Here is an 11,784-nt window from a genome sequence, read left to right on the forward strand (position 1 = left end):
AAATTATATCAAATGAAGATGCTCAGGCAAAAAGTCTGTTGTACATTATTTTCTGGTGTATCTTTACCTCACCCCCTGTCCCCCTCTCCTAGTCAGGAGAGGGGGTAACTCATTATGCGACTTTCCATTAACCCTCTCCTAATTAGGAGAGGGTGGCCGAAGGCCGGGTGAGGTTTTTATCAATTCCGAGAACTTTATAATACTTTTTACCGTATCATCATGTAAATCCTGTCAATAATTCTTCTTTCTTTGCGGACTTTGCGAACTTTGTGAGAGATTTTCTTATCCCTCTTTTATTCTTAGGAGTATGTATGCCCTATTTTGATCTGTCAGAAGACCAACTGAAAGTATATAAACCTGACCGCAAGGAACCGGCGGATTTCGATGCATTCTGGGCTGCAACGCTCGCCGAATCGCGTGAGTTTCCTCTCGCCGCCGAATTCAAACCGGTGGATTACGGTCTTTCAGCACTCGAAACACTGGATGTTACCTTCAGCGGATATGGCGGCCAGCCGGTCAAAGGCTGGCTGAATCTTCCAAAGGGCCGTGAGGGAAGGCTGCCCTGTGTGGTTGAATACATCGGATACGGCGGCGGGAGAGGGTTCCCGATGGACTGGCTCATCTGGGCTTCCGCCGGTTATGCCCACTTCATCATGGACACCAGGGGCCAGGGGAGCTCCTGGCTGCCCGGCGACACCCCGGACCCGGAACCAGCCGGCTCAAATCCCCACTATCCCGGATTCATGACCAGGGGCATCCTCGATCCTGCGACATACTATTATCGCCGGGTATTCACCGATGCGGTACGGGCGATAGAGGCTGCTTGTGCGCATGAGGCAGTAGACCCGGACAGGATCGCTGTGCGCGGGGTGAGCCAGGGTGGAGGCATCACTCTCGCTGTGGCCGGCCTTTCGCCGAAAGTCAGGGCTGCGCTGCTCAACGTTCCCTTCCTCTGCCATTATCGGCGCGCCATCGAGCTGATCGACACTGCTCCCTATGTGGAGATCACCCGCTACCTCAAAGTGCACCGTGACTGCGAGGACCGGGTGTTCACCACCCTTTCCTATTTCGACGGCGTCAATTTCGCGGCGCGGGCAAAGGCGAAAGCGTTGTTCTCGGTAGGTCTTATGGACGACATCTGCCCGCCCTCGACCGTATTTGCCGCCTATAATCACTACACCGGGGAAAAAGACATCCGTATCTGGCGGTTCAACATGCATGACGGCGGCGGAACGCACCAGGTAGTGGACGAGATAAAGTTTCTCGGGAAAATTATTAAGAAGTGACACTTCACCAATGCTGGGAGGGATGGGAGAGAGGGAACAGGGGAGCGACGCTCGGAAAGAGGCAGCACTATATCCCTAATCAGGCCGGCCGTCGTCGATCTGCTGGTTGATGTCGCATGGCAGGTACGAATAAAGGTCGGCGTTTTCCAGGTAGAACTTCACTTTTTTGTCTTTATCGATGAATTCTTTGGGGAACTCTTTCGTCTTCCAGGCAAGCTCCCCGCGCACGGAGTCGCCGGTAAACGGAATGCAGCGGTTCTTTTCAAATCCCCCGATCACATTGTTGTTCCTGTCCACCAACTCTGCTGCTATATACCCGCCTGGAGCGCACCTTGCATTGATTGTTACCTTCGGAGTGTTGAAGACCTCTCTCCTCGATATCAACCAGCCTTCCTTCTTTCCCGCGCTCATGGAGCAGAACCCGTCCAGCCGTATAGTCGCGAGGCCGACCGCAGCTTTAGGGTTCTTGATATCCCAGGGGTTCCCCTTGTTAACATGAACCTGATCCCATCCGGAGTAGTAAAACCACAACTCGTCCCCCATGACCAGGGGTTCCCGCGCGGTCCCGATAAAACCGCAGTCGAACGCCCTGTCCTGGCCGTTGGGGATGAACGGCTCGCGTTTGGCGGTCCGGGTCCAGTTGATGAGGTCCCAGCTCCATGCAAGCTGGATGTCGCCGTTTTTAGGGCTTCCCTCCTGGGCCTCGAACATCACATTCGGAGAGGTGTACTTGCCGTACTTCAGCCACCTGGCATGGTAGATGAGCGGCATTCCTATATACATGCCCTGATATGCGAATACCGGCATCCCGTATATCTGGGTCGGGTCAGGATCAAGGTCGTCGGCCACGAAAACGGGCCCGTTGTATGGTTTCTCCCACTTTACGAGATCCTTTGACCACACCACCCCGCACGCGCGATGACGCCGGTTGCTGCACTTCCATGTCGCGCACATCCTGTTTCGGTATGGGTCGAAGAACCAGTTAATCACATCTGACGAGTTGAACAGCTCTCCCTTGCTCTGATCCCAGGTCCAATGCAGGCCATCCGGTGAATACCCCAGGCGCTTGTTGCTGAAGGTGATCCAGGCGCGTTCGAGAGTATCGGAATAGGCGAGCCTGCCCACCATGGTAGAGCACTCTATGATGTTGTTCTTTTTCGATCCCTTCCATTCCACAAGGCCGAGGTTCGGACGAGTCCAGTGAATACCGTTCTTCGACTCCGCCATGCACACATTGGTAGGCTCGTCGTCGCTGATGCAGTAGTAATACATGCGGAAGCCGCCATCGTGCCTGATGACTGTCCCGCCGAGGTTCGGGCCCCAGCCTTCCCATGCAGCTTCTCCTTTGAAGATAGGATTGCCTTCATATTTCCTCGCGGCATGGAATACCTTCTCCAGACCGGCGGATTCCTCCGTCACCATAGCGTCGAGGAACAGCCTGCGGAACGGAGGACCTCCCCCCATCACGGGATCGAACTCCATCATCGTTTCTGCCAGGGGCGTCGCCGCAATACATGCGAGGAGAGCAAAAGCGATATTCTTCCGTGTCCGGCGCTTAACTTCTCGGACAACACCTTCAGAATCCGGTATTACACGCAAATGTTTTTAATACCCCCTTTTCAGGAAATAGGGCTCGATCGAGTCTGTATAGGCATGTCCCCTTCTTGGCGCGTTATAGTAGGGAACGTGCCAGCTCATCCAGTAGTAGGGGGCTTCCCCGCGCATCTCCATGGACTGGACATAGGCCCCGATAATCGACCAGAATGCATAGTTATTCATCGGCGCAACCGTGGGGATGATCTTGGCCGGATAGCCGGGAATGGAAAGAACGCCGTCACGGTCGCCGCTCAGGTTGTTCAGACTGACCGTGCAAAGCTTCCGGAGAGGGGAGGTGGAGAAACCATCCTCGCGGGTAAATGGGTAGATGCCGATAAGGAGCACCCCCTTCGCCCTTGCTTTCTGAGCCATTTCTATCTCCGCCTGGGGTGTGGAACCGGCCATCGCCAGGATCACTACATCCTTCGATGTGAGGCTGTCCGGATTGAGTTTCAGCGGATTCATCGCTCCGGGCCCGGAGTAGAATCCTCCGGGAGGAATAGGAAATATCCCCATGACAGAGCCTGCAGTCCCGCTCGCCTCCTGGTAAAACTCCCACCGTGAGCTCCAGGGATAAATCTTGCCGCCGGAGAGCACCCGGTCGGCGATCACGGGTCCGATTTTGTTTACTTCGGCGATAGAGCGTTCGTGGAAAATTTCCAACCGGTTCATGAGGGTGTCGATGTAGGCCTGCGACGCGTTAAAAGATCCGGAAGTATCTTTATTGGCGATGTTGTGGGCTATCTGCGCCATGATAAGCCAGTATTCCACTACGGTTATCGGGCTGGTGGGACAGATTTTCAGATGAGGAGTTAAAGAAGGGGTCACCAGACCATCCTCCTTGGGCGCCCAATCGTATATCATCATGTCCACCTGCGATTCCATGGGGACATTGGGATTGTCGTTGTAGTTCGGAGGGGAATAACGGTTGGTGGACATGGGATATCCGACGCCGAGAAAGTAACAACCTTTTTTTCGCAACTCCTGGTTGGTGGGTCCCGCGATGATGATAAAATCTCCCTGTCCCAGATCCGCCAGCGACGCCCTGTACCGGGGATCGGTAGACTTGTAATCGGGGGCGATGTTGGGATTACCCGGCACATCGTCAGTGCAGGCTCCGGCATACATAATATGGGGGGTGCCGATATGGGAGACAATCTTTCCCCCGGCGAGCTTGCGCTGGGCGGCTATTTTCGCGGCCTGGCCTATCTTGCCCATTTCACGCACCTTTATCATGTGCAGGATGTCATAGGAGCCCCGAAGGTAAAGGTCGGCGAAATTGTCGAGCCGGTTGTACTGAGGTACAAACGATTTCGATTTTGTGTTCTGGGAGACGGCGGACATGATCGAGAGTCCTCCAGCCGCGAACAGGAAAAGCATGAGAGCCAGGGAGCGGTATTTCATGGTTTTCTCCGAATTTGAGAATCGTTTTCTTTACAGAGGGGTAAACGAAACAAGGGAAACATATACGGAAATTTTCACCCTTCTCCTTTCGGTACATAGGTGATATCCGGCAGGCGGTCGCCATCCAGATCACAGACATTGGCAGCCAGTTTGAGATTTCCGTCCCCTTTTCCTTTTTTCAGCTCAAGAACCAGCATATTTTCCCCCTCCAGCAGCTTTATGAACGGAATGGGAGTGGGATTATAGGGTACGGGGTCCCGGTCGAAGTTCACCGGTCTTCCGTTGTAAAAGGCTTTCAGTTCCCCGCCCTCAAGACCGACAAGGAGCTGTCCGCAGAGGTCTTTCCGCGGAGTGAGAATGCGGAGCGCCAGATAGTAGATAGATCCTTCGGAAGCCTTGTCGCTGCCCGGTATGCCGTACATGAGGCATTTCTGGAGGAGAAAGGGGGTGGAGACATTGACGCCTGCATCGATGATTTCATCACCGTCGAGGAGAGTCCATGATGCCCCGGTAAGCGAATCACCCTGTACCGGTTTCAGCTCCGCGGCTTTTTCAAGAGGTTTCGGCAAAGGGCCCGCAATCAGCCATTTTCGGACTCCACGGGCAAAGTAGGTGTTTGCCGCGCGGATGAAGTTACGGCTGAGCGATTTGACCGGCGGGCCGGAAATGGTTATGGAATCAGGATTCCACTCTCCCATCTTCTTACGGTTCATCATACGCAGAAGATCTGAATCGAGGGGATTGAATCCCATAACAAGATGGGTTACCGCCTCCACTGAAACAACATCCCTTCCCGCCACAACCACGTTGTGATTGAGATTGACCCCGTTCTGCCCCAGGTGCTGAGTCTCGGTACCCCAGAAGCTCTCGACCACCGCGTAATCGGGCGCAAGAACGCAGGACAGATCGGCTATTCCCCGGATCAGGCCGAGCTGGCTCCCCTGGTGCACCGGCGCCTTGGAGCGTTTGATGCCGTAGGAGGGGCTGTGCAAACATCCCATGAGGTTCTTCAGACAGAGGGTGACTCCTGCGCTGGAATGGGTTTTCATAACCGGCACGCTGATGAGCACATCGCAGTCAATGACCGATTTGGAGACTGAAAAGCCCTGACGCTTGGACCATTTGTCTTTGGAAGTGCCGTCCTTATTCCCCGGAGTCACATCCTGGTAAGACACGATTCCGGTGTCGTGGGGATCGGTGATTTTCACATATACACCTTGGTCTTCTTCCAGATCGATGATATCGACATTGGTGGTTTTCTGTTTTCCGTTGAGTTCCGCCGCAATTCCTCTGTAGGAGAGGCCGCCGAATTCCTCATAGGTGCAGTTCCATCCATCTACGGTGTATACCTGGCCTTGTCTGCCTTTTTCACCCACTGTCGGCCAGACACCGCCCTCCGCGATGCTGATACGTTTCGGGCCAACCTTCTCCACCAGGTATTCCGCGATCGCTTTCATGACCCGCAGGTCGGTTATCAGCCCATAATGAAGGACGCCTTCCGCGGGGAAATCATTCATGCTCGGGGCGTTGCAGGTTACGATGTTGGGTTTCAAGATCACCCAACTGTCCTTTTTCACAATCTGTCTCAAGTTGCCGGGAGAGGTATCGCGATCCAGGGCAAGCCATACAACATCCCGCACCTGCCCGGTAGTCAGATGCTCCCCGAGCGGGGCGGGATTACGGAGCTGCGGATCGTTGGATCCGCAGATGCTTACCAGGGGCTTTCCCCCTCCTGCGTCGGCAGGGGCTGCTTTGGCGGCGTCAGGACGAACAATCTGCACCAACTGCGTTCCGGCAAGCAGGGAACCTGCAGTTCCCGATCTCCGAAAAAACTCCCTTCTCTTCATGCAGAAACTCCCTATTGCCTGTAAATCCTGTTAATCCTGTCTAATTTTTCGGTTCATCCCCAAAAAAGGTTGGTAAAGAAATTTACTTATAATTCTTTATTTGATCAGGGTCATCTTCATGGTTCGTGCATCGTTTCCGGATTTTACCGTGTAGAAATAGACCCCGGCAGACTGATTCGAAGCGTTCCAGGTCACCGAATGGGCGCCGGCATTCATGGTCGTATTCACCAATGTTTCAATCCGCTGGCCGGAAACGTTGAATATATCGACCGTAACCTTGCCTGCTTTTGCCAGGGTGAAATTGATGGTAGTTGAGGGATTGAACGGATTCGGAGTGTTCTGGTTGACTGTGAAAGCCTGCGGCTCAGCTTCTTCCACACCGATTTGCATACCTATGGTTCCTTTAATGGAGTCATGCGCGATATACATGAAACCGGGAACAATGGCCTGTTTTGGGTTTACATCTTTCGGAATCGAGCCCTGGTTGTCCGTATATATACCGTCGAAAGGAGAACCGTAATCGACATAATTCACATAAAACTTCCGTGAGGCTGTCTCGCCTGCGAAAGCAAGATTAGCGATACCTGTACCGTCCGGTCCCTCGAAACCAAAGGAAACCGCCCCAAGGTCATAGACCGCGCCCGAAACGAATCCGTTGTCGTCCGCATCGAATGAGGTTGTGAAAGGCGGTGTCAGAAAATCATTGCACACCCATTTCATCTTGGAGGTGGGATCGAAATTGTGATCAAAGTAATAATCACCGTTTTGGTTAGCCCAAACAATAAAATCTTTATCATTTTCTACATAAGGATCAACCAGTTGAGTAAGGCAGGATGTATGGCTGCCCATAATTAATTTCCCATTCCGCAAAGAAAAACCGTTCGGGCCGCCGTTCAGTTGGCCGCCTGCTTTGTAATCATCCGGTCGGGCCCACCAGCTTGTCACATCGAACTTTCTCACTAATGAGCCGTCATTCAGATCAAAAGTATAAAATATGGCTGCCGGCAAGTTGTCATTGTAGCCGTAGTAATTGTTGTCAAACCAGTACACATTATTTTCGTCTGCTTCCGGTCCGCCAAAGGGATTATATGCTACTGATATGCCCGCAAACCCGTTGGTCCCCCAGTTGACATCCACGATCGCGCTGCCGTTGGGAACCCATTTCATTTTCCAGACACCTTTGGCTTTTCCAATGCTCCTTGATAATCCGCCTGAAACAAAAACACTTGAGAAATCTTTGGGCGACGGGCAGATAGAACGATCAAAGCTCCAGTTTGTTATAACTCTCACGTTGCAGGTCTCGACATACGATGAATCATATGGATCGCTTCCGATCGACCATTTTGCCTTGTTTCCGTTGAAAGCATGTTGCATGGTCACTAATGGATTGGCCAGGGGAAGACCCTTCGTGTCCAATTCCTGGATATGTATCTGTTTCCCCTCATTGTGCATGATGGAAGTCATATAGCGTGATGCATATACCTTGGGATTCTTGTTGTCATAAGCCCAGAGATAGTAGGTATAATCATCAGCCGGCACAATTGCGCCTAGCTTGCCTCTCCCATTCCACATGATATTGCTCTTGCCAACAGCCAAGTCGGTCAACGGGGAAATATACATGGCTGTGTCAATCTTATTGACATAGTGCCAACCCAGGTAACCGTTCTGGATTTTTCCGATGGATGCTCCCTTGTTTTTTGTGTATACACAGAAGATTACACCAGCATTCATACCGGACACGGTTACTGGAATTTCCAAAATTTTACTGTCAAAATTGTAAGCAACTTTGCTCGGTGCAGAAAGACGAAGCTGTTTGGGACTGAAGTTGGCGGCAAAAACACTGGTAGAAAAAAAAGCGGCAGACAGGGCAACTAAGATCACTTTTTTCATTTTCTTCCCCCTCTTGAAGATAATACATGAAAGTAACTACACTCCCCCAAAGATTAACCACAAGTCGTCTACAATAGATCGCCTCCTTTATCATTCTGATTAATAATTATACTGTATTTTTGCATATATATGATTTATTAAAAAAAATGTCAAGATAAAAATAAAAAATTATGAAAAAATAAAAATTTTCGCTCGAAAGAGCTTTTTTCAAAAGTCTGAAAATCATCAGAAGATAGGATAGATATTATTCAAGGAGTTGAATAGAAGGAGCATATAGAAATAGCTAACCTCCATAAAAAAGAGTATATTGGATGAAGTGATCAAACATATGAGCCGCCCAAAACTTTTCATGAACCGTGTCTTGCAGAACATGTTTTCAGCACTTATTTTTAGAGAGTCGACAGGAGTTATAAATTTTAATGACCCATATGGATTTTCGGACGGAACGCATTTTCAAAGGCCCAGGATTCGCAGAAACCCTCTTTTTGGGCGCCTGCGGCGGTACGCGTATCATCCGGAAAGCCTCCAACCCGGACGCTTTCCCATTCAGCAGGACAGCGCTGGCAAGAGAGATCCGCCTCCTTCTCTCTCTACCGGAAGAACTCAGACGGTGTTTCCCGCCGGTTCTTCACACTAACCTGGGTGACCAGCCGGAGGATTCACCGGAGCTGCCCGCCTGCATCTTCTATGACATGCCTTACTATTCACCCGAAGACGGCTGGGTAACCCTGTCAAAACACATACTGGAAGGCGGCATGAATGCAGGTGAAGCAAGGCGCGTCCTGGGAGAAATTGTGGATACCGCCTTCCGGTATTTCCGGCTGGATGAGCGGGCGCCGGCAGCCGATTATGCAGAGAAGACCATGCTCACTGCCATGCGCGAGAGCATTGCCTGGGCGGAGAGCGAGAAAGACTTTTTTCCCCTTTTAACCGTGGAAAACCTTGTGATCAACGGAAGGCCCGCGCCCTGCATCATGGAACTGTCGGAGCTTTTTCAAAACACTACCCGCTTGCGAGCCATTCTCACCCCTTACCGCGAACGCTTCCTCCATGGCGATTTTTTCCCGGAAAATATTCTTTTCAACCACCTTACCGGACGGTGGATTCTTCTGGACCCGGTGAGCGTCCGCGGAGTGCACCGCGGGGATTTCATCCTCGACCTCAATAAAATGGGTGACTGGCTTTCCGGGGAGCTGCCTGCCCTTCGCATGGGTCAGTTTAGCGTTAACCTCCGGGGAAACCGGGCTTCACTGATCATTCATTCCCATTCCGGCGATCTGGAAAATCTTCATCGTCTTCAACTCTCAGACTGGTACTATGAGCGTATGGCCGATTCTGCCTATGCTCCTCTTTTCGCAGAAGAACGGGGGTGGGAGAGGCGCTGGATATTCATCAAGGCATTTTATTCGTTCTGCATGGTTCCCCTGGCGGACAAAACCCAGGCTGTCGCACGATACCTCCTGGCGCTAAAGAGCATGGCGGAATTTATTGAAAAGACGGATGGTAGATGAAAATCTGAAATCTGAAGGATGAATATCCGGCAAAAAGTATTTTAAAAGCTCTCTGAATTGACGAAAACCTCACCCGGCCTTCGGCCACCCTCTCCTATCCAGGAGAGGGTAAAAACATAGCTAGCAATGAGTTACCCCCTCTCCTGACTGGGAGAGGGGGACAGGGGGTGAGGTTTATAAACATCAGAAAATAATGTAAAACTGACCCTGTGCATGGAACAAATAAAATTTCACTTTTCAAAAGGCTTATAAACGATGAATGAATCAAAACTTGTTGCGATGAACGATTATTTTCAAACCGCCACCCGCGCCGCCCGTGAGAGCGGAAGGATTATCAAAGATCAATTCGGGAAACTGAAAGAAATCACGTTCAAAGGCCGTATCAATCCGGTGACCGATGTGGATTTGAAATCGGAGAAAGCCATTATCGATATCATCAGAAGCCGTTTCCCCGATCACGATATCATCACGGAGGAATCCCAGCTTGCGCTCAGCGGCTCACCCTATCGCTGGATTATCGATCCCCTGGACGGTACGGTGAACTATTCCCATGATTATCCGGTGGTGGCAGTCTCTGTAGCGCTGGAAATCCAGGGAACAGTCGAGATCGGTATCGTGTACAATCCGATCCGTGAGGAATATTTCCATGCGGTGAAGGGGCAGGGGGCATACATGAATGATGAGCCGATTCATGTATCGAAGATCGATACGCTGGAAAAGAGTCTGCTGGCGACCGGATTCCCCTATGAAATCAGGGAGCGGCCCGATAATAATCTGGCCCAGTTCAACCGCCTGATTATGAAAACCGAAGGAATACGCCGTGACGGCTCCGCAGCGCTGAACCTTGCCTATACCGCTATGGGGAGGTGCGACGGCTACTGGGAGATAATTATTTCACCCTGGGATATTGCCGCCGGGACTCTCCTTGTGACTGAGGCAGGCGGGAAAGTGACCGATCTCGAAGAACGGCCCCTCTCGATCTACAAAAATCAGGTGGTTTCATCCAACGGCCATATACATAGTGAACTCGTGGAAGAACTGCAAAAAGCAAGGACTATTCCTGTGAGTTCAGATAAGCCTCTATAGCTTTTTCAGCGGGCAGGAATATGAACTTGTGATTTTTGTTTGCGAGAAGTATCGGAATAAGCTCCTCGAAGATTTTTTCCGCCGGGCGGTTGTCGGTAAAATTGGCCTGATGAGCGCCAATCAATGTGATATCATTAATCAATAATTCATAATAAAGCCATCTTGCAAGACTGAGGATTTTAGCCCGCGAGACATCTTCCGCGCTGTGTTTACTCGAACCGATTCCCAGGAGAGTTCTCGGAAAAACCCTGACACCCTCGTATTCGTACATCGATTTGATGTTGCTGTTTGCGGTATAAAGTATCCCGAATTTGTTGAAGGATTCATACAGCGGTTCGTAGGGCGGCCATGTCCCCTCGTTTTTTGGCGTTATCATGTAAGTTTTCGACACATGCGGAGAAATACCTTTTGAATTTTCAAAATGAGCGCTTTCGGCCATGAGATTTTCGATTTTCTCCTTGGAGAGGGAGTTTCCCTTCACATGCTCGTGACGGGGCAGATGGACGAACCAAACGAAATCGCCCGCATGTTCTATCAATGCGAGGTCTCCCGGATTGGTCATGTCGAAGTATCCATCGTTAAAGCCCAATGAAAATTTGAAGTCGCTCCCGAACGAGTTTCCGATTTTATTCGTAAGCTCCAAAAGCCGCATCACATCCCCGGCATTCATTTTCACATCCACAGGAGAATGCGGGGACATGAAAACATCATCGATATCGATTGCCACATAATGAATCTTTACAAATGAGCCGCCGCCCGATGAAAAAATATCGAGACAACCGCCGTTCAGGATGGTTATAAGAAAAAGTGTTACAATGATTGAATGGCGACTGTTCATTTCGATTGCCGGTTAAGATATTCGTAATGTGCTGCTATTGCTTCGGCGATTAAATATTGACAACAGAGTGATGTAAAAGAAGTCTTTTATCCCCCCTTAGTCCCCCCTTATCGAAGGGGGGTAAAAGATAAAAGGATACCCGTTTATTAAACAAGTTCAATTAACACTATTTAATCACCGGAGCAATAACACCGAACGGGAATAGTGAAATTATAAAAAACAATAAACCGATTATTTGCCCGATATGCGGTGAACCCGATTCTTCTAATGTGGTTAGTCAAAACACAATATTCGGACAATCTTATGATATCTATTTCTGTACTACA

8 protein-coding genes are annotated in these 11,784 nt (G+C 50.5%); 3 read left to right on the plus strand and 5 right to left on the minus strand.

Annotated elements, in window-relative coordinates:
- Positions 1-311: 311 nt before the first annotated feature.
- Entirely contained in the window at positions 312-1,286 is a 975-nt protein-coding gene (locus Q8O92_00205; protein ID MDP2981734.1) for an acetylxylan esterase, read from the plus strand.
- Between the two features lie 75 nt (positions 1,287-1,361).
- Here the strand turns inward: Q8O92_00205 and Q8O92_00210 are convergent, their stop codons facing one another.
- The 4 genes from Q8O92_00210 to Q8O92_00225 form a co-directional block, all read right to left on the minus strand.
- Positions 1,362-2,885, minus strand: a complete 1,524-nt coding sequence (locus tag Q8O92_00210) for a hypothetical protein (protein MDP2981735.1) — start codon at positions 2,883-2,885, stop codon at positions 1,362-1,364.
- Between the two features lie 6 nt (positions 2,886-2,891).
- Complete coding sequence (locus tag Q8O92_00215) at positions 2,892-4,286, minus strand: hypothetical protein (protein ID MDP2981736.1); 1,395 nt, start codon at positions 4,284-4,286, stop codon at positions 2,892-2,894.
- A 74-nt stretch (positions 4,287-4,360) separates the two neighbouring features.
- Entirely contained in the window at positions 4,361-6,133 is a 1,773-nt protein-coding gene (locus Q8O92_00220; protein ID MDP2981737.1) for a DUF362 domain-containing protein, read from the minus strand.
- A gap of 96 nt (positions 6,134-6,229) precedes the next feature.
- Entirely contained in the window at positions 6,230-8,023 is a 1,794-nt protein-coding gene (locus Q8O92_00225; protein MDP2981738.1) for a T9SS type A sorting domain-containing protein, read from the minus strand.
- Between the two features lie 419 nt (positions 8,024-8,442).
- Between Q8O92_00225 and Q8O92_00230 the strand changes: the two genes are divergently transcribed.
- Together Q8O92_00230 and Q8O92_00235 are read left to right on the plus strand one after the other, a co-directional pair.
- A complete protein-coding gene (locus Q8O92_00230; GenBank protein MDP2981739.1) occupies positions 8,443-9,534 on the plus strand; it encodes a phosphotransferase in 1,092 nt (363 codons plus the stop codon).
- A 255-nt stretch (positions 9,535-9,789) separates the two neighbouring features.
- The gene (locus tag Q8O92_00235) at positions 9,790-10,620 is read left to right on the plus strand and encodes an inositol monophosphatase family protein (GenBank protein MDP2981740.1); all 831 of its coding nucleotides are present in this window, start codon (positions 9,790-9,792) and stop codon (positions 10,618-10,620) included.
- Here the strand turns inward: Q8O92_00235 and Q8O92_00240 are convergent.
- A complete protein-coding gene (locus tag Q8O92_00240; protein ID MDP2981741.1) occupies positions 10,589-11,458 on the minus strand; it encodes a hypothetical protein in 870 nt (289 codons plus the stop codon). The two genes, Q8O92_00235 and Q8O92_00240, sit on opposite strands and share 32 nt — an antisense overlap.
- Positions 11,459-11,784 lie beyond the last annotated feature (326 nt).

It is taken from the genome of Candidatus Latescibacter sp. (assembly GCA_030692375.1).
GTDB lineage: Bacteria > Latescibacterota > Latescibacteria > Latescibacterales > Latescibacteraceae > JAUYCD01.

Coding starts and splice junctions, on each gene's coding strand:
- Q8O92_00205 (MDP2981734.1), top strand. CDS start 312: ATGCCCTATTTTGATCTGTCAGAAGACCAACTGAAAGTATATAAACCT.
- Q8O92_00215 (MDP2981736.1), bottom strand. CDS start 4,286: ATGAAATACCGCTCCCTGGCTCTCATGCTTTTCCTGTTCGCGGCTGGA.
- Q8O92_00220 (MDP2981737.1), bottom strand. CDS start 6,133: ATGAAGAGAAGGGAGTTTTTTCGGAGATCGGGAACTGCAGGTTCCCTG.
- Q8O92_00225 (MDP2981738.1), bottom strand. CDS start 8,023: ATGAAAAAAGTGATCTTAGTTGCCCTGTCTGCCGCTTTTTTTTCTACC.
- Q8O92_00230 (MDP2981739.1), top strand. CDS start 8,443: ATGACCCATATGGATTTTCGGACGGAACGCATTTTCAAAGGCCCAGGA.
- Q8O92_00235 (MDP2981740.1), top strand. CDS start 9,790: ATGAATGAATCAAAACTTGTTGCGATGAACGATTATTTTCAAACCGCC.
- Q8O92_00240 (MDP2981741.1), bottom strand. CDS start 11,458: ATGAACAGTCGCCATTCAATCATTGTAACACTTTTTCTTATAACCATC.